A 17,979-nucleotide genomic window follows, 5' to 3' on the forward strand; every position below is an offset into this window, starting at 1 on the left:
CCGACTGCGAACACGGTAAACCCTCACCCAGCAAATTTCCAAGAGCCACGCGCAATTTCAAGCCGGAACAACCGAATTTTTCGCAATCCGGTTGCCGCCCTTGACCGGTGGCGCGGCCCCAAATTAAGACGGGCTACCTAAACCTCGGGGGCGAAATCACCCTCCCGATCCACCCGTCAGGAGGTGGGCAGAGTGCGCGGTTTCCAGTCCGGACGCGCCGCCTCGAAGGCCTCGATCTTGTCGAGTTTCCGCAGCGTAAGGCCTATATCGTCGAGGCCCTCGAGCAATCGCCAAGCGGTGTGGTCGTCAATCTTGAACGGCAGCACCGTCGTTCCGGCGGTGATATTTCGATCTTGAAGATTGGCAGTGATTTCCAAGCCCGGGCTGCCCTCGATGAGCTTCCAAAGCAGTTCCACGCCGTCCTGAGAAACTTCTGCCGCCAGCAGGCCCGCCTTGCCGGCGTTGCCGCGAAAAATGTCACCGAATCGAGACGAGATGACCACCCGGAACCCGTAGTCCATGAGCGCCCACACCGCATGCTCGCGCGACGAGCCGGTGCCGAAATCGGGTCCGGCCACCAGAACCGAGCCGCGGTCAAAGGGGCTGAGATTGAGCACGAATGACGGATCGGACCGCCACGTGGCGAACAAGCCGTCCTCGAAACCGGTTCGGGTTACCCGCTTCAAGAACACCGCCGGAATGATCTGGTCGGTGTCGACATTCGACCGCCGCAGCGGCACACCGATGCCCGTGTGGGTGCGAAAGGCTTCCATTTTCGTCCTCGATTCAAAATCAGTTGGAGTTCAAGTCGGCCGGCGCGGACAGCGTGCCCCGCACCGCCGTCGCCGCGGCGACCGCCGGGGATACCAGGTGGGTGCGGCCGCCTTTGCCCTGCCGCCCTTCGAAGTTGCGGTTGGACGTCGCGGCGCACCGCTCCCCCGGGGACAGCTGATCGGGGTTCATGCCCAGGCACATCGAGCATCCCGCCTGGCGCCATTCGGCGCCCGCGGCGGTGAAAACCTCGCCCAGCCCTTCGGCTTCGGCCTGCGCGCGCACCCGCATGGAGCCCGGCACGACGAGCATCCGCACCCCCGGTGCGACCTTGCGTCCCCGCAACACGTCGGCCACCACCCGCAGGTCTTCGATACGACCGTTGGTGCAAGAGCCGACGAACACGGCGTCGACGCCGATCGCGCGCATCGGGGTGCCGGGTCGAAGGTCCATGTACGCCAAGGCTTTCTCGGCGGCCTGCCGCTCGGCGTCGTCGGCCATCAGTTCGGGGTCCGGCACCGCCGCGCCCAGCGGCACGCCCTGGCCGGGGTTGGTTCCCCACGTGACGAACGGGCTCAGCGACGCCGCGTCGAGGTAGACCTCGGTGTCGAAGACGGCGCCGGGGTCGGTGCGCAGCTGCTGCCAGTAGGCCACCGCGGCGTCCCACTGCGCGCCGGTCGGGGCGTGCGGGCGGCCACGCAAGAAGTCATACGTGGTCTCGTCCGGGGCCACCATGCCCGCCCTGGCCCCCGCTTCGATGCTCATGTTGCAGACCGTCATCCGGCCTTCCATCGACAGCGATTCGATGGCGCTGCCCCGGTATTCGATGACGTGACCCTGTCCGCCGCCGGTGCCGATCTTCGCGATCAGCGCGAGGATGATGTCCTTGGCCGTCACGCCGGCGGGCAACTGCCCGTCTACGTTGACCGCCATCGTCTTGAACGGCCGCAGCGGCAGCGTCTGGGTGGCCAGCACGTGCTCCACCTCCGACGTGCCAATCCCCATGGCCAGCGCCCCAAATGCGCCGTGCGTGGACGTGTGACTATCGCCACAGACGATCGTCATCCCCGGTTGGGTGAGACCCAACTGCGGGCCGACGACGTGCACGATGCCCTGTTCGATGTCGCCCATCGGATACAGCCGGACGCCGAATTCAGCGCAGTTGCGCCGCAACGTCTCGACCTGGGTGCGCGACACCGGGTCGGCGATCGGCTTGTCGATGTCGACGGTGGGCACGTTGTGGTCCTCGGTGGCCAGCGTCAGGTCGGGGCGCCGCACTCCCCGCCCGGCCAGGCGCAGGCCGTCGAACGCTTGCGGGCTGGTCACCTCGTGCACCAAATGCAGGTCGATGTAGATCAGGTCGGGGGCCCCGGCCTGATCTGAATCGCCCCCCGGCGCCACAACATGGTCGTCCCAAACCTTTTCGGCCAGGGTGCGCGGCTTGGCTTCGGATCCCATATCGAATTAGCCCCTATCCGGTCTTTGGCTGGTCATCTCATAATGCGAGACGCTAGTATCTCCTTGTGAGACAGCATAGCGGCATCGGCGTCCTCGACAAAGCGGTGGTCGTGCTGCACACGATCGCGGAATCCCCGTGCGGCCTGGCCGAACTGTGCGAGCGAACCGGGCTGCCGAGGGCCACCGCCTACCGGCTGGCGGCGGCCCTCGAAGTCCATCGGCTGCTGGCGCGCGACGACGAAGGGCGTTGGCGGCTCGGTCCGGCGGTCACCGAACTCGCCGCGCGCGTCAACGATCCGCTGCTGGCGGCGAGCGCGGCGGTGCTGCCCGGCCTCCGCGAGACCACCGGCGAGAGCGTCCAGTTGTATCGCCGCGAGGGCACGTCACGGGTCTGCGTGGCCGCCCTGGAACCGGCTGCGGGTCTTCGCGATACGGTTCCGGTCGGCGCGCGCCTGCCGATGACGGCGGGCTCGGGGGCCAAGGTGCTACTCGCCTATGCCGACGCCGCCACCCAGAAGGCCGTGCTGCCCACGGCGAAATTCACCGACCGGGCGCTGGCCGAAGTGCGCCGGCGCGGTTGGGCGCAAAGCGTTGCCGAGCGCGAGCCTGGGGTGGCGAGCGTGTCGGCGCCGGTGCGCGACGGCCGCGGTGTCGTCGTCGGCGCGATATCGGTGTCCGGACCCGTCGACCGCATCGGGCGCCGCCCGGGGTCGCGCTGGGCCGCCGATCTGCTGTCCGCCGCGGAGGCGCTCACCCGCCGGCTCTAGGCGGGCGCCGCGTGTGACGTCAGGGCGCAGATCGTGCGTACCGGGCGCCCTGCACGCACACCGAAAAGCGACCTGACAAACTGACGGCCATGGGAACCAATCAGCGCGCGAGCATCGTCATGTCGGAGGACGAGATCGCCGATTTCGTCGTCAAGAGCCGCACCGGAACGCTGGCCACCGTCGGCCCCGACGGCCAACCGCACCTGACCGCCATGTGGTACGCCGTCGTCGACGGCGAGGTCTGGCTCGAGACCAAGGCGAAGTCGCAGAAGGCGGTGAACCTCACCCGCGACCCGCGGGTGAGCTTTCTGATCGAGGACGGCGACACCTACGACACCTTGCGCGGGGTGTCGTTCGAGGGCGTCGCGGAGATCGTCGACGATCCCGACGTCGCGCACCGGGTGGGTGTCAGCGTGTTCGAGCGCTACACCGGCCCCTACACCGACGACATGAAGCCCTTCGTCGAGCAGATGATGAACAAGCGGGTGTGCGTGCGCATCGTGGCCCGCCGGGCGCGTTCGTGGGATCACCGCAAGCTGGGCTTGCCGGCCATGCCGGTGGGCGGCTCGACCGCACCGGCGGTGCTGGGGACCGGCCAGTAGTTGTTTGTAGCCCCGATGGGATTCGAACCCACGCTACCGCCGTGAGAGGGCGGCGTCCTAGGCCGCTAGACGACGGGGCCTGAACCGATCCGAGCAGCCAGCATAGCTCACCGGAGAAAGGCGACCTAATCGCAAGCCGTGCCGCGATCTTGCTGGGGTACCAGGACTCGAACCTAGAATGGCTGAACCAGAATCAGCTGTGTTGCCAATTACACCATACCCCATTGGCTGCCTAAAACCGCTGGTCACAACGGTTCTGCGGTTTCCCGCGCCGCCGTGGCCGGCCGTCGTCGGCCTTTGTAAACCGCTGTGCAGACTACCAAAAAGTCAGACCGCCCCGTCGCGCGCGGCCCGCAACCGCGCCAGGCTGCGCTCGCGGCCCAGCAGCTCGAGCGATTCGAACAGCGGCGGGCTGATCGTTGTTCCCGTCGCGGCCACGCGGATCGGGCCGAACGCCTTGCGCGGTTTGAGGGCCAGCCCGTCGATGAGCGCGGACTTGAGCGCGCCCTCGATGCGTTCCGTGTTCCAGTCCGTCACACCGGCAAGCGCGGCCAGCGCGGCCTCTAATACCGCCATGCCGTCCGGGCCGAGCTCCTTGGCGGCGGCCTTCTCCTCGATCGCGTATTCGTCGTCGTTGAGGAACTTCAGCAGCTCCCACGCGTCGCTCAGGACGACGATGCGCGTCTGCACCAGCGCGGCGGCCTCGGCGAATCCGGCGTCATCGAGTCCCGTGTCGTGGCCGTGCATGTCGAAGTAGTCGCGCAGCCGGGCGGTGAAGTCGGCGACGTCCAGCATCCGGATGTGCTCGGCGTTGAGCGCGTCGGCCTTCTTCTGGTCGAATCGGGCCGGGTTGGAATTGACGTCGACGACGTCGAAGGCGGCCACCATTTCGTCCAGGCTGAACAGGTCGTGATCGTCGGCGATCGCCCAGCCCAGCAGCGCAAGGTAATTCAGCAGACCCTCGGGGATGAAGCCCCGGTCGCGGTGGGCGAACAGGTTCGACTGCGGGTCGCGCTTGGACAGCTTCTTGGTTCCCTCGCCCAACACGGTTGGCAGGTGCGCGAATTGCGGTGTGCGTTCGGCCACACCGATCCGCATCAGCGCCCGATACAGCGCCAGCTGGCGCGGGGTCGACGGCAGCAGGTCCTCGCCGCGCAGCACGTGGGTGATCTTCATCAGCGCGTCGTCGACCGGGTTGACCAACGTGTACAACGGATCTCCCGTCGCGCGGGTCAGCGCGAAATCGGGCACGCTGCCCGCCGCGAAGGTGGTGGTGCCGCGCACCAGGTCGTCCCAGGCGAGGTCGTCGTCGGGCATCCGCAGCCGCACCACCGGCTGCCGGCCTTCGGCCAGGAACGCCGCGCGCTGCGAATCGGTCAGCTGCCGGTCGAAGTTGTCGTAGCCCAGCTTGGGGTTGCGGCCCGCGGCGATGTGCCGCGCCTCGACCTCCTCCGGCGTCGAGAACGCGTAGTAGGCCTCGCCGGCCTCGAGCAGCTGCGCCACCACGTCACGGTAGATCTCGCCGCGCTGCGACTGCCGGTACGGCCCATAGGGTCCGCCGACCTCCGGCCCCTCGTCCCAGTCCAGGCCGAGCCAGCGCAGCGCGTCGAGCAGGGCCAGGTAGCTGTCCTCGGTGTCGCGCGCCGCGTCAGTGTCCTCGATGCGAAAGACGAAGGTGCCGCCGGTGTGTCGGGCGTAGGCCCAGTTGAACAGCGCGGTTCGTACCATCCCGACGTGCGGGGTGCCGGTGGGCGACGGGCAGAACCGGACGCGAACGGTCACGACTTCCCTTTTCGGACAACGGGATTGACGAGGCTGCCGATGCCCTCGATGGTGATGGACACCGTGTCGCCGTCCTCGATCGGTCCGACGCCGGCCGGCGTGCCCGTGAGGATGAGATCGCCGGGCAGCAGCGTCATCACGGCCGAGATCCACTCCACGATGGCGCCGACGTCGTGGATCATCAGCGAGGTGCGGCTGTGTTGCTTCACTTCGCCGTTGACCTCGGTGCGCAGTTCGAGATCCGCCGGGTCGACATCGGTGACGATCCACGGCCCGACGGGGCAGAAGCTGTCGTGGCCCTTGGCGCGGGTCCATTGGCCGTCGGCCTTTTGCTGATCGCGCGCCGACACGTCGTTGGCGATGGTGTAGCCGAGGATGTTGTCGGCGGCCTGGGCGGCCAGCACGTCCTTGCACGGCCGCCCGATGACCGCCGCCAGCTCGCCCTCGAAGTGCACCGGTGATGCGTTGGCGGGCAGTCGAATCGGCACGTTGGGCCCGATGATCGCGGTGTTCGGCTTGAGGAAGATGATCGGGTCCGCCGGCGCCGGGCCGGTTTCGAAGCCGCCCATCTCGGCGATGTGATCGGCGTAGTTCTTGCCGACGCACACCACCTTGCCGGCCAGCATCGGCGCCAGCAGGCGGACGTCGGCCAGCGGCCACGACCGGCCGGTGAACGTCGGGGTGCCGAACGGGTGCTCGGCGATCTCGCGGGCGATCATCGCGGCGGGATCGTCGAGTTCGCCCTCGATGCTGACGAACGCGACACCGTCCGGGCTGGCGATTCGACCGAGGCGCATTCGCACGAGCCTAATGACCGGCAGTCGCGGCTCCGCCAACCGGTGCCGTGCTTGTGCAAGCATGGACGGATGCCCGAGGGGCACCGTGGCACCGTCGGCGCCGGCAAGCGGTGGTCGATCATGATCGTGTCGCTGTTCGTGACGACCAGTTCTTTCCTATTCATCAACGGCGTCGCCTTCCTGATCCCGTCGCTGGAGGCCACGCGCGGCACGCCGCTGGCCGAGGCGGGCCTGCTGTCGTCGATGCCGAGCTGGGGCATGGTGGTCACGCTGATCGCGTGGGGCTACGTGCTCGACCGCGTCGGCGAGCGGCTGGTGCTGACGCTGGGCTCGGGGCTCACCGCGGCCGCCGCCTACGCCGCGGCGTCGGCGCACTCGATGGTGTGGGTCGCCGTCTACCTGTTCCTCGGCGGCATGGCGGCCGCGAGTTGCAACACCGCGGGCGGCCGGCTGGTGTCCGCATGGTTTCCCCCGCAGCAGCGCGGCCTCGCGATGGGGATCCGCCAGACCGCGCAGCCGTTGGGCATCGCCGCCGGCGCGCTGGTCATGCCCGAGCTGGCCGAGCACGGCGTGCACGCGGGCCTGATGTTTCCGGCGCTGGTGTGCACGGCGGCCGCGGTGGTCAGCGCGGTCGGCATCGTGAACCCGCCGCGCAAGCCCCGCGCGGCGGCCTCCGAGGAGGAGCTGGCCAGCCCCTACCGCGGGTCTTCGGTGCTGTGGCGAATCCACGCCGTCGCGGGCCTGCTCATGATGCCGCAAACGGTGACCGTGACGTTCATGCTGGTCTGGCTGATGAACCACCAGCACTGGTCGGTCGCGGCGGCCGGCGGCCTGGTCACCCTGTCGCAGCTGCTCGGCGCGGTGGGCCGCGTCGCGGTCGGCCGCTGGTCCGATCGCATCGGCTCGCGCATGCAACCCGTCGCCGTCATCGCCGCCGCGGCCGCGCTGACCCTGTTCCTGCTGGCCCTCTCGGACCACCTCGACTCGCGGTTCGACATCCCACTGATGGTCGCCGTCTCGGTGCTGGCCGTGCTCGACAACGGCCTGGAGGCGACCGCCATCACCGAATTCGCCGGGCCATTCTGGAGCGGGCGCGCCCTGGGCATCCAGAACACCACCCAGCGCGTCATGGCGGCCGTCGGCCCCCCGCTGTTCGGTGTGCTGATCGGCGCGGCACGCTACCCGTCGGCGTGGCTGCTGTGCGGGCTGTTCCCGCTGGCCGCGGTGCCGTTGGTGCCGGTGCGGCTCTTGCCGCCCGGCCTGGAAACTACAGCGCGGCTGCGATCCGTTCGCCGACGTCGGTGGTGGCGCGCGGTTCGCTCCCACGAGTCGCCAGATAGGTCTCGACGGCCCCGTCCACCCGGGCCGCCGCAGCGTCCTCGCCGAGATGGGAAAGCAGCAGCGCCACCGACATGATCGCCGCTGTCGGATCCGCGACGCCCTGACCGGCGATGTCGGGGGCGCTGCCGTGCACCGGCTCGAACATCGAGGGGTTGGCGCGGGTGGCGTCGATATTTCCGCTGGCGGCCAAGCCAATTCCGCCGCACACCGCCGCGGACAGGTCGGTGATGATGTCGCCGAACAGGTTGTCGGTGACGATCACGTCGAACCGCCCGGGGTCGGTGACCATGAAGATGGTGGCGGCGTCGACGTGTTGGTAGGCGACCTCGACGTCGGGGTATTCCGCGCCGACCTCGGCGACGATCCGAGTCCATAGCTTCCCGGCGAACGTCAGCACGTTGTTCTTGTGCACCAGCGTCAGGTGGTTGCGGCGCAGCCGGGCCTTCTCGAACGCGTAGCGCACCACGCGGCGCACACCGAACGCGGTGTTCACGCTGACCTCGGTGGCCACCTCGTTGGGCGTTCCGGCGCGGATCGCGCCGCCGTTGCCCGTGTAGGGGCCCTCGGTGCCTTCGCGCACCACCACGAAGTCGATCTCGGGGTTTCCGGCGAGCGGACTGCTCACCCCTTTGTACAGCCGGCCCGGCCGCAGGTTGACGTGGTGGTCGAGCTCAAAGCGCAGGCGCAGCAACAGACCTCGCTCCAGCACGCCGCTGGGCACCGACGGGTCGCCGACCGCCCCGAGCAGGATGGCGTCGTGCTCGCGCAATTCGGCGAGCACCGAGTCCGGCAGCAGCTCGCCGGTGGCGTGGAAACGCCGGGCGCCCAGGTCGTAGCTGGTCTTTTCGACGTTCGGAACGACCGCGTCGAGGACTTTGACGGCCTCGGCGACTACCTCCGGCCCGATCCCGTCGCCACCGATGAGCGCGAGCTTCATGACAGGTCAACCACTTCCAGCTTGTTGGCGCCGACGGCCGCCGAGATCGCCGCGCGCACGTCCTTGGGCACGTCCTGGTCCAGCCGCAGCAGCACCGTCGCGCCCGGGCCCTCCGCGTCCTCGGACAGCTGCGCCGCCTGGATGTTCACGCCGGCCGCGCCCAGCAGGGTGCCGATCTTGCCCAGCGCGCCGGGCTGGTCGGCGTAGTTGATCACCAGGTTGGTGCCTTGGGCGCGCAGGTCGAAGTTGCGGCCGTTGATCTGGACGATCTTCTCCACCAGCTGCGGCCCGGACAGCGTGCCCGCGACGTTCACGCAGGACCCGTCGTGCGCGACGGCCCGCACGTCGACGACGCTGCGGTGGTTGGGGCTTTCCGACGCGGTGCTGATCTCGGCGGAAACGCCGCGCTCGGCGGCCAGCGCCGGCGCGTTGACGAACGTCACCGGCTCGTCGATGACCGCCGAGAAAAGGCCGCGCAGCGCCGAAAGCCGCAGCACCTCAACGTCTTCGGAGGCCAGCTCGCCGCGCACCTGCACCGACAGCGACACCGGCACCTCGCCGGACAGCGCGGCGGCCAGCAGGCCGAGCTTGCGCACCAGGTCCAGCCAGGGCGCCACCTCCTCGCTGACCACTCCCCCGCCGACGTTGACGGCGTCGGGAACGAACTCCCCGGCCAGCGCCAGCCGCACGCTCTCCGCGACGTCGGTGCCGGCCCGGTCCTGCGCCTCGGCGGTCGACGCCCCGAGATGCGGTGTCACCACCACCTGCGGCAGCTCGAAAAGCGGGCTGTCCGTGCACGGTTCGGTGGAGAAGACGTCGAGGCCGGCGGCGCGGACGTGGCCGCTGTTGATCGCGTCGGCCAGCGCCGCCTCGTCGACCAGGCCGCCGCGCGCGGCATTGACGATGATGACGCCGGGCTTGGTCTTGGCCAGCGCCTCCTTGTCGATCAGGCCCGCGGTCTCCGGGGTTTTCGGCAGGTGCACCGAGATGAAGTCGGCGCGGGCCAGCAGGTCGTCCAGGGAGAGCAGTTCGATGCCGAGCTGCGCGGCACGGGCCGGCGCCAGGTACGGGTCGTAGGCGACGACGTGGGTGCCGAAGGCCGCGATCCGTTGCGCGAACAACTGGCCGATCCGGCCCAGCCCGACGACACCGACGGTCTTGCCGAAGATTTCGGTGCCGGAGAACTTCGACCGTTTCCAGGTGTGCTCCCGCAGGGTGGCGTCGGCCGCCGCGATCTGGCGAGACGCCGCCAGCAGCAGCGCCATCGCGTGTTCGGCGGCGCTGTGGATGTTCGACGTGGGGGCGTTGACCACCAGCACACCGCGCGCGGTCGCGGCGTCCACGTCGACGTTGTCCAGACCGACCCCGGCGCGGGCGACGATCTTCAGCTTGGGGGCGGCCGCCAGCACCTCGGCGTCGACGGTGGTGGCCGAGCGCACCAGCAGCGCGTCCGCCTCGGGGACGGCGGCCAGCAGCTTGGGCCGGTCGGGGCCATCCACCCAGCGCACCTCGACCTGGTCCCCCAGCGCGGCGACGGTTGATTCGGCGAGTTTGTCGGCAATAAGTACAACAGGCAGATTCACCCGGACAGCCTATCGGCTGTAATTGACGGGTGGACGTCACCGTCATCGGCAGCGGACCCAACGGGCTGACCGCGGCGGTCATCTGCGCCCGCGCGGGGCTGAAAGTGCAGGTCATCGAGGCCCAGCCCACCTTCGGCGGCGGCGCCCGCACGGCGCCCGACCCAGATTCTCCGGGAGTCTTACACGACGTGTGCTCGGCGGTTCACCCGCTGGCGCTGGCGTCGCCGTTTTTCGCGGCGTTCGACCTGCCCGCGCGCGGCGTGCGACTGGCGGTCCCGGAGATCTCCTACGCGAACCCGCTGCCGGGCCGCCCGGCGGTGATCGCCTACCGGGATCTCGAGCGCACCTGCGCGGAACTGGAGCACGGCGCGTCCTGGCGGCGCCTGCTCGGCCCGCTGGTCGAGCATTCCGACGCGGTCGTGGGGTTGTTGCTCGGCGACAAACGATCGGTGCCGGGCTCGCCGCCGGCAGCGCTGCGACTGGGCCTTCGGATGCTGGCGCAGGGCACGCCCGCCTGGGGGTCGTTGGCCGGAGAGGACGCCCGCGCGCTGTTCACGGGCGTTGCCGCGCATGTGATTTCGCGGATGCCGTCGTTGACGGCCGCCGGGGCCGGGTTGATGCTGGCCACGCTCGCCCATTCGGTCGGCTGGCCGATCCCGGTGGGCGGCAGCCAGGCGATCACCGAGGCGCTGATCGCCGACCTGCGCGCGCACGGCGGCGAGCTCATCGCCGGCGTCGAGGTCACGGAGCCGCCGGCCGGGGTGGTCGCGTTCGACACGGCGCCGACCGCGCTGCTGCGGATCTACGGTGACGCGCTGCCGGAGCGCTACGCCAAGGCGTTGCGCCGGTACACGTTTGGCCCCGGGGTCGCCAAGGTCGACTTCGTGCTCAGCGAGGACATCCCGTGGACGGACGCGCGGCTGGGGCAGGCACCGACCCTGCACCTGGGCGGCACCCGCGCGCAGATGGCGCGGGCCGAGGCCGACATCGCCGCCGGGCGTCACGCGGACTGGCCGATGGTGCTGGCGGCCTCGCCGCACATCGCGGACCCGGGCCGCATCGACATCGTGGGCCGCCGGCCGTTCTGGACCTACGCCCACGTGCCGTCGGGTTCCACCGTCGACGCGACCGAGGCCGTCACCGGGATCGTCGAGCGGTTCGCGCCAGGCTTCCGCGACATCGTGGTGGCGGCCCGCGCCGTGCCCGCCGCCCGGCTGGCCGACCACAACGCGAACTACGTCGGCGGCGACATCGGGATGGGCGGAAATTCCGCCTGGCGAGCGATCGCCGGCCCCACGCCGCGGCTAAACCCTTGGAGCACACCGATTCCGAAGGCATATCTGTGCTCTGCGGCCACCCCGCCCGGCGGCGGCGTGCACGGCATGTCCGGCTACTACGCCGCGCGCACCTTGTTGCGCCGTGAATTCGGCCTGAGCATGCCTAAGCTGGAACCGTGACCAAACTCGCGATCATCTACTACTCGGCCACCGGTCACGGCACCGCGATGGCCAAGCGCGTCGCCGCGGCGGCCGAGTCGGCGGGTGCCGAGGTGCGCCTGCGGCACGTCGCCGAGACCCACGACCCGGAATCGTTCGCGCACAACCCGGCCTGGACCGCGAACTACCAAGCGACCAAGGACCTTCCGGCGGCCACCGGCGACGACATCGTCTGGGCCGACGCGGTAATCTTCGGCTCGCCGACCCGGTTCGGTTCGCCCGCCGCGCAATTGCGCACCTTCCTGGACTCGCTGGGCGGGTTGTGGGCCGAGGGCAAACTCGCGGACAAGGTCTACGCGGCCTTCACGTCGTCCAACACGCTGCATGGCGGCCAGGAGACCACGCTCGTCGCGCTCTACTACACGCTGATGCATTTCGGCGGCATCATCGTGCCGCCCGGCTACACCGACCCGGTCAAGTTCGTCGACGGCAACCCGTACGGGGTGAGCCTGGTGTCGACCCACGACAACATCAACGAATTCGACGAGCCCACCGGCAACGCCCTCGAGCACCTGGCCCGCCGGGTGGTGTCGGTCGCCGGCCGGCTCGCGGCGTCGCCGGTTGGGGACGGCGCCCAGTCACCGGTGGCGTAACCAGCTCGGTGGATTGAAGGCGGACGAGGCCAAACGGGTCAACGATCTCGGGCGGGAGAATGCCGGCCCTAGGCGGCGGTTCTTGGTGGATGCGGAGGTGGCAAGGCCTCCGCTCAAGCGACGCGACCGGCCCGTTGGGGTACCGACAGCACAGTCGAATGCGCGTAGGCACATTTCGGTGAGTTCGGCCCGCGAGATATTCTGCGACTGAATCCATTTCACGCAGGCTGCGCGAACAAACGCCAACCAGCCCTCGACGGCGATCTCGGTGGCATCGCGCGCACATCCCTTCGCGACGAGTTGATCGATCAGGCGTTGGCCCACGACATTCAGCTCTTCGGAGATGATCGCCTGGATCGCCGGGTCATCCGATAATGCACCGCGGTTGATCGTGACAGCTTCATAAGGATGATCGACGAACGATTGAATGTGGGCCTCTAGTCCGGCGGCGAGCTGTTCCGCGAGCGGCAGCTGCGGATCGGGGCTGTGTGCCAGGAAGCGGTCAGTTGCGCGCTCGAATATCGCTACGTATAAGTCTCGCTTGCTCGGAAAGTAGTGATAAAGCGACGCTCGCGACACCTCCGCGCGCGCGGCGATGTCGTCCATTTGGACAACTTCGTATGGCTTTTCGGCGAACAACGCGGCTGCCGTGTCCAGCAGCTGTTCGCGTCGCAGGTGTGGCTCCAGCCGGCGTCTTGTCAAGTGCGACCGCCGACATTCCCACCACCTGGGCGTCCAATATCAATTGCCAACCCGTGCCCCCCTTGCACGACGTACGGACAATGCGACGCAGAGTACATGAGTTGCGGCTTGGCGATGCCGTATTCGCGCAAATCAGGATCGCGTCGAATTAAACATCCCGATACGGCCTGCGAAGGTTTGTTTGTGCGCAGCCGCTCACCGACTATGCCGTCTCGGTGATCGGGCGGTCGACCCAGCTCATCAGGTCGCGCAGCTTCTTGCCGGTGACCTCGATGGGGTGCTCGGCGTTCTCCTTGCGCAACTGCTCGAGCTGCTTGTTGCCGCCCTCGATGTTGGCGACGAGCTTCTTGACGAAGGTGCCGTCCTGAATCTCGCGCAGGATGTCGCGCATCCGGTCCCGGGTCCCGGCGTCGATGACGCGCGGTCCGGACAGGTAGCCGCCGAACTCCGCGGTGTCGGACACCGAGTAGTTCATCCGGGCGATGCCGCCCTCGTACATCAGGTCGACGATCAGCTTGAGCTCGTGCAGCACCTCGAAGTAGGCCATCTCCGGCGGATAGCCCGCCTCGACCATGACGTCGAAGCCGGCCTTCACCAATTCCTCTGTGCCGCCGCACAACACGGCCTGCTCACCGAACAGGTCGGTCTCGGTCTCGTCCTTGAAGGTCGTCTTGATGACGCCGGCCCGGGTGCCGCCGATGGCCTTGGCGTACGACAGGGCCAGCGCCTCGCCCTGACCGGTCGGGTCCTGGTCGACGGCGATCAGGCACGGCACGCCCTTGCCGTCGACGAACTGGCGGCGCACCAGGTGGCCGGGCCCCTTGGGGGCGACCATCGCGACGGTGACGTCGGCGGGCGGCTTGATCAGGTCGAAGTGGATGTTGAGCCCGTGACCGAAAAACAAAGCGTCGCCGGCCTTCAGGTTGGGCTCGATCTCGTTCTTGAAGATGTCGGCCTGAGCAGTGTCGGGGGCCAGCAGCATGATGACGTCGGCCCACTTGGCGACCTCGGCGGGGGTGTCGACGTCCAGGCCCTGCTCTTCGACCTTGGCCCGCGACTTCGAACCCTCCTTGAGCCCGACGCGCACCTGCACGCCCGAGTCACGCAGGCTTAGCGAGTGCGCATGCCCCTGGCTGCCGTACCCGATCACGCCGACCTTGCGGCCCTGGACGATCGTCAGATCTGCGTCGTCGTCGTAGAACATCTCTAATGCCACGGTGAACTTTCTCCTTGTTTGCTATTTGGCTGTGCCGATACCGCGCGGACCGCGGGATAGCGACACCATTCCGGATTGAGCGATTTCGCGGATGCCGAACGGCTCCAGCACGCGCAGGAACGCCTCGATCTTGCCGCGGTCACCGGTGGCCTCGATGGTCAGCGATTCCGGCGACACGTCAATCACCTTGGCGCGGAACAGGTTCACCGCCTCGATGACCTGGCTACGGGTGCCGGCGTCGGCCCGCACCTTGATCAGCGACAACTCCCGGGACACCGAGTTGTCGTCGTCCTGCTCGATTATCTTGATCACGTTGATCAGCTTGTTGAGCTGCTTGGTGATCTGCTCGAGCGGGGTCTCCTCGGCGGAGACCACGATGGTCATCCGCGACATGTCCTTCTGTTCGGTCGCGCCGACGGCCAGCGACTCGATGTTGAAGCCGCGCCGGGAGAACAGCGCCGCCACGCGCGCGAGCACACCGGGTTTGTCCTCCACCAGGACCGAGAGCGTGTGCGTCTGCATCAGGCGTGCCCTTCGCTTTCGTCGTCGAACAGCGGGCGGATCCCACGGGCGGCCTGGATCTCGTCGTTGCTGGTGCCGGCAGCCACCATCGGCCACACCTGCGCGTCGGCGCCGACGATGAAGTCGATCACCACCGGGCGGTCGTTGATCGCCCGCGCCTGGTTGATCACGTCGACGACGTCTTCCTCACGCTCGCAACGCAATCCGACGCAGCCCAGCGCCTCGGCCAACTTCACGAAGTCCGGGATGCGGTGCGAGTGCGTGGCCAGGTCGGTCTGCGAGTAGCGCTCCTGGTAGAACAGCGTCTGCCACTGGCGCACCATGCCCAGGTTGCCGTTGTTGATCAGCGCCACCTTGATCGGCGCACCCTCGATCGCGCAGGTGGCCAGCTCCTGATTGGTCATCTGGAAGCAGCCGTCGCCGTCGACGGCCCACACCTCCGCGTCCGGGCGGGCGATCTTGGCGCCCATGGCCGCCGGGATGGCGAAGCCCATGGTGCCCAGCCCGCCGGAATTGAGCCAGGTGCGCGGCTTTTCGTAGGAGATGAACTGCGCGGCCCACATCTGGTGCTGGCCGACTCCGGCGACGTACACCGCGTCGGGGCCGGCGATCTCGCCCAGCTTCTCGATCACGTATTCCGGGCTCAGGCTGCCGTCGCTCTGCGGTCCGTAGCTCAGCGGATAGGTGGACTGGACGCTGTGCAGATAGGCCCACCAGTCCGTCATCTCGATGTTGCCGGGGACGTCGTGGTGCGCCAGCATCGCGATGAGGTCGGTGATGACGGCCTTCACGTCGCCGACGATCGGCACGTCGGCGTGCCGGTTCTTGCCGATTTCGGCGGGGTCGATGTCGGCGTGGATGACCTTCGCCTCGGGGGCGAAGGAGTCGAGCTGTCCCGTCACCCGGTCGTCGAAGCGGGTGCCCAGCGCGATCAACAGGTCGCTGCGCTGCAGCGCCGCCACCGCGGCGACGGTGCCGTGCATGCCGGGCATGCCCAGGTTCTGCGGGTGGCTGTCCGGGAAGGCGCCGCGCGCCATCAGCGTGGTGACCAGCGGGATACCGGTCAGCTCCGCCAGCTCGCGCAGCTGCTCGGTCGCCTCGCCGCGGATGACGCCGCCGCCCACGTACAGCACCGGTTTGCGTGCGGCCGCGATCAGCTTGGCGGCCTCCCGGACCTGCCGGTTGTGCGGCTTGGTGTTGGGCTTGTAGCCGGGCAGATCCATCCTCGGGGGCCAGCTGAACGTGCACTGACCCTGCAGCACGTCCTTGGGGATGTCGACGAGCACGGCGCCCGGGCGTCCCGAACGGGCGATGTGGAAGGCCTCGGCCAGCACCCGGGGAATGTCGTCGCCGGAGCGGACCAGGAAGTTGTGCTTGGTGATCGGCATCGTGATGCCCGAGATATCGGCCTCCTGGAAGGCGTCGGTCCCGATCAGCCCGCGCCCGACCTGCCCGGTGATGGCGACGACGGGGATGGAGTCCATCTGCGCGTCGGCCAGCGGGGTGACCAGGTTGGTGGCGCCGGGACCCGAGGTCGCCATCATCACACCGACCTTGCCGGTGGCGTGCGCGTAGCCGCTGGCGGCGTGGCCGGCGCCCTGCTCGTGGCGAACCAGCACGTGCCGCAGCTTTTTCGAGTCGAACAGCGGGTCGTAGACCGGCAGCACGGCGCCGCCGGGGATCCCGAAGATGACCTCGACGTCGAGTTCCTCCAGCGACCGGATCACCGACTGCGCACCGGTAAGTTGCTCCGGAGCAACGCGTTTCTGTTGCGCGGCGGGGGTTTTCGCGGCGGGTTTCACGGCATCCGTGGCGACGCTGGCCGGATCCTGCGCCTGCGTGGCGGGTGGCCTGGTGGGAGCGCTCACTGTCCTGGGGTCCTATTCACTCTTAGAAGTTTCGTTGCTGCGCAAGAAAAAACCCCCGCCAGCTCATCGGCTGAACGAGGGTTGCGCGTTGGTGCTGGATCGCTTCAAATGCTGAAGGGCTCAGTCAGGCACCAACGCGCTGACTAAGTACTACGAGCATCCCGGGCTTTCCGGCGGTTTCCATAACGTCCGACGGTAGCCTTCGCACAGCTCAACAGTCAAATCCGGTCGCGCCGTGCACCGACGCGGCGCGATGCGATGATGCCAGGGTGGTTACCGATTCGCGCGTCGTGATCAAAGTGTCCCCGATGGCCCACTTCGCCGTCGGGTTCTTCACCCTCGGCCTGCTGATACCGGTGCTGGCCTGGCCGGTGACGGCACCGCTGCTGGTCATCCCGGTGGTGTTGTCCGCGTTGATCATCCGGCTGCGCACGGTCGCCGACGAGAAGGGCGTGACCGTTCGGACACTGCTCGGCAGCCGCACGGTGCGCTGGGAAGACATCGACGGGCTGCGCTTCAACCGCGGTTCCTGGGCGCGCGCCCGCCTGAAAAGCGGCGACGAGCTGCGCCTGCCCGCGGTGACTTTCGCCACGCTGCCGCAGCTCACCGAGGCCAGCGCGGGACGGGTCCCCAACCCCTACCGGTGAGGGTCAGGCGATCGGGTTGACCCCGTTGAGCATGACCCAGACCGCGACTCCGGCGGCGATGCCGGCCAGCAGGGCCACGAACGACCCGATGAATGGGCGGTGGGCCCAACCCCGGCCGGCGTCCAGGCCGTAGCGGCCCGGTCCGCACAGGATGACGGCCACTGCCATCACGATCAGGGTGATCTGGTATTCGTGCCCGTCGGGCAGGAAGTACGCGAACGTGTGCGAGTGCGGGCGAGCGGAGATGGTCGCGAGCAGGCCGTTTATCAGGAACGCCAGCGCGCCCGCCGCGGCGATCGGGGTGAACAGCCCCAGCACCAGCAGCACGGCGGCCACGGTCTCGCCGCCGGCGCTCACGTAGGCCAGCACGTCGGCGTGCTGGTAGCCGACGTCGGACAGCGAGTTCTTGAAACCGGTCACCCCCGAGCCGCCCCACCAGCCGAACAGCTTCTGCAGCCCGTGCGCCCCCAGCACCACGCCCAGCCCAATCCGCAGCACCAGCAAACCCAGGTGCTGCGTGCCGCGCTTGCCGACCTCGCGGTGCCGCTCGTCGTCGGTGTCCCCGTCGATCTGGGCCGGCTCGGTGGCGTTGATCGGTGTCGGCTGCGCCACCGACGTCGGCTGCACGTACGGCAGGGGCTCCTGCTGGTCGAGCAGGTGATATCCGCCGGACCCGGGGGCGCCCGAGCCGGCGGGGTCGACGTACGGGATGACGGTGGTGTTTCCGAAGTCGCCCGGGTACCCGACCGGCGTCAGGTCATCCTCGGGGTCGACCAAGCGCGCCGAGGCGGGGCGCCCCGCGACCGGCTCCGCGGATTCGCCGGACCGGCTCCAATGTGCGTCATTCGATTGACTGGTCACGGGTGTCAGGGTAAGGGCAAACGCGCCCGAATCGGG

16 protein-coding genes, 2 tRNA genes and 1 pseudogene are annotated in these 17,979 nt (G+C 68.6%); 6 read left to right on the top strand and 13 right to left on the bottom strand.

The window, feature by feature from the left end; all coding sequences use genetic code 11:
* Positions 1–176: 176 nt before the first annotated feature.
* Positions 177–773 (bottom strand): 3-isopropylmalate dehydratase small subunit, encoded by a 597-nt coding sequence (gene leuD, locus AC5Y7V_RS10360; protein WP_499879946.1) that lies wholly within the window; start codon positions 771–773, stop codon positions 177–179.
* A 19-nt stretch (positions 774–792) separates the two neighbouring features.
* A complete protein-coding gene (gene leuC, locus AC5Y7V_RS10365; protein ID WP_499879947.1) occupies positions 793–2,229 on the bottom strand; it encodes a 3-isopropylmalate dehydratase large subunit in 1,437 nt (478 codons plus the stop codon).
* A gap of 65 nt (positions 2,230–2,294) precedes the next feature.
* On the opposite strand from leuC, the gene AC5Y7V_RS10370 reads away from it, so the two are divergent.
* Together AC5Y7V_RS10370 and AC5Y7V_RS10375 are read left to right on the top strand one after the other, a co-directional pair.
* Positions 2,295–2,996, top strand: coding sequence for an IclR family transcriptional regulator (locus AC5Y7V_RS10370; RefSeq protein ID WP_499879948.1), 702 nt, complete (start codon positions 2,295–2,297; stop codon positions 2,994–2,996).
* A gap of 89 nt (positions 2,997–3,085) precedes the next feature.
* Complete coding sequence (locus AC5Y7V_RS10375; protein ID WP_499879949.1) at positions 3,086–3,598, top strand: pyridoxamine 5'-phosphate oxidase family protein; 513 nt, start codon at positions 3,086–3,088, stop codon at positions 3,596–3,598.
* A gap of 7 nt (positions 3,599–3,605) precedes the next feature.
* Here the strand turns inward: AC5Y7V_RS10375 and AC5Y7V_RS10380 are convergent.
* The 4 genes from AC5Y7V_RS10380 to AC5Y7V_RS10395 form a co-directional block, all read right to left on the bottom strand.
* Positions 3,606–3,678, bottom strand: a tRNA-Glu gene (locus AC5Y7V_RS10380).
* A gap of 72 nt (positions 3,679–3,750) precedes the next feature.
* Positions 3,751–3,822, bottom strand: a tRNA-Gln gene (locus AC5Y7V_RS10385).
* A gap of 103 nt (positions 3,823–3,925) precedes the next feature.
* Positions 3,926–5,380, bottom strand: a complete 1,455-nt coding sequence (gltX, locus tag AC5Y7V_RS10390; protein ID WP_499879950.1) for a glutamate--tRNA ligase — start codon at positions 5,378–5,380, stop codon at positions 3,926–3,928.
* Entirely contained in the window at positions 5,377–6,177 is an 801-nt protein-coding gene (locus AC5Y7V_RS10395) for a fumarylacetoacetate hydrolase family protein (RefSeq protein ID WP_499879951.1), read from the bottom strand. The genes gltX and AC5Y7V_RS10395 overlap by 4 nt, the downstream gene beginning before the upstream one ends.
* Positions 6,178–6,297: 120 nt before the next feature.
* On the opposite strand from AC5Y7V_RS10395, the pseudogene AC5Y7V_RS10400 reads away from it, so the two are divergent.
* A pseudogene (locus AC5Y7V_RS10400) lies at positions 6,298–7,311 on the top strand (MFS transporter); the annotation flags it as partial.
* A 133-nt stretch (positions 7,312–7,444) separates the two neighbouring features.
* Here the strand turns inward: AC5Y7V_RS10400 and AC5Y7V_RS10405 are convergent.
* Together AC5Y7V_RS10405 and serA are read right to left on the bottom strand one after the other, a co-directional pair.
* The gene (locus AC5Y7V_RS10405) at positions 7,445–8,455 is read right to left on the bottom strand and encodes a 3-isopropylmalate dehydrogenase (RefSeq protein WP_499879952.1); all 1,011 of its coding nucleotides are present in this window, start codon (positions 8,453–8,455) and stop codon (positions 7,445–7,447) included.
* The gene (gene serA, locus AC5Y7V_RS10410; protein ID WP_499879953.1) at positions 8,452–10,038 is read right to left on the bottom strand and encodes a phosphoglycerate dehydrogenase; all 1,587 of its coding nucleotides are present in this window, start codon (positions 10,036–10,038) and stop codon (positions 8,452–8,454) included. Before serA ends, AC5Y7V_RS10405 begins: the two co-directional genes overlap by 4 nt.
* A 29-nt stretch (positions 10,039–10,067) precedes the next feature.
* Between serA and AC5Y7V_RS10415 the strand changes: the two genes are divergently transcribed.
* Both AC5Y7V_RS10415 and wrbA read left to right on the top strand, forming a co-directional pair.
* Positions 10,068–11,495, top strand: a complete 1,428-nt coding sequence (locus AC5Y7V_RS10415; RefSeq protein WP_499879954.1) for a phytoene desaturase family protein — start codon at positions 10,068–10,070, stop codon at positions 11,493–11,495.
* Positions 11,492–12,127 carry an NAD(P)H:quinone oxidoreductase gene (gene wrbA, locus AC5Y7V_RS10420; protein ID WP_499879955.1) on the top strand — a complete coding sequence of 212 codons (636 nt, stop codon included), beginning with the start codon at positions 11,492–11,494 and terminating at the stop codon, positions 12,125–12,127. The genes AC5Y7V_RS10415 and wrbA overlap by 4 nt, the downstream gene beginning before the upstream one ends.
* Here the strand turns inward: wrbA and AC5Y7V_RS10425 are convergent.
* The 4 genes from AC5Y7V_RS10425 to AC5Y7V_RS10440 all read right to left on the bottom strand — a co-directional run bounded on the left by AC5Y7V_RS10425 (position 12,113) and on the right by AC5Y7V_RS10440 (position 16,435).
* Positions 12,113–12,829: a TetR/AcrR family transcriptional regulator gene (locus AC5Y7V_RS10425; protein ID WP_499879956.1), complete on the bottom strand. Its 717-nt coding sequence runs from the start codon at positions 12,827–12,829 to the stop codon at positions 12,113–12,115. The two genes, wrbA and AC5Y7V_RS10425, sit on opposite strands and share 15 nt — an antisense overlap.
* A 202-nt stretch (positions 12,830–13,031) precedes the next feature.
* Positions 13,032–14,033, bottom strand: a complete 1,002-nt coding sequence (gene ilvC, locus AC5Y7V_RS10430) for a ketol-acid reductoisomerase (protein WP_081665585.1) — start codon at positions 14,031–14,033, stop codon at positions 13,032–13,034.
* Between the two features lie 33 nt (positions 14,034–14,066).
* Positions 14,067–14,567 carry an acetolactate synthase small subunit gene (gene ilvN / locus AC5Y7V_RS10435; protein ID WP_067153334.1) on the bottom strand — a complete coding sequence of 167 codons (501 nt, stop codon included), beginning with the start codon at positions 14,565–14,567 and terminating at the stop codon, positions 14,067–14,069.
* On the bottom strand, positions 14,567–16,435 hold the full coding sequence (locus AC5Y7V_RS10440; RefSeq protein ID WP_499879957.1) for an acetolactate synthase large subunit: 1,869 nt from the start codon (positions 16,433–16,435) through the stop codon (positions 14,567–14,569). Before AC5Y7V_RS10440 ends, ilvN begins: the two co-directional genes overlap by 1 nt.
* Positions 16,436–16,743: 308 nt before the next feature.
* Here AC5Y7V_RS10440 and AC5Y7V_RS10445 point away from each other — a divergent pair, with 308 nt between their 5' ends.
* Entirely contained in the window at positions 16,744–17,082 is a 339-nt protein-coding gene (locus AC5Y7V_RS10445) for a PH domain-containing protein (protein WP_499880172.1), read from the top strand.
* 3 nt (positions 17,083–17,085) lie between these two features.
* Here the strand turns inward: AC5Y7V_RS10445 and AC5Y7V_RS10450 are convergent, their stop codons facing one another.
* Positions 17,086–17,943 carry a DoxX family protein gene (locus AC5Y7V_RS10450; RefSeq protein WP_499879958.1) on the bottom strand — a complete coding sequence of 286 codons (858 nt, stop codon included), beginning with the start codon at positions 17,941–17,943 and terminating at the stop codon, positions 17,086–17,088.
* Positions 17,944–17,979: the final 36 nt, after the last annotated feature.

It is taken from the genome of Mycobacterium sp. NGS34 (assembly GCF_059812845.1).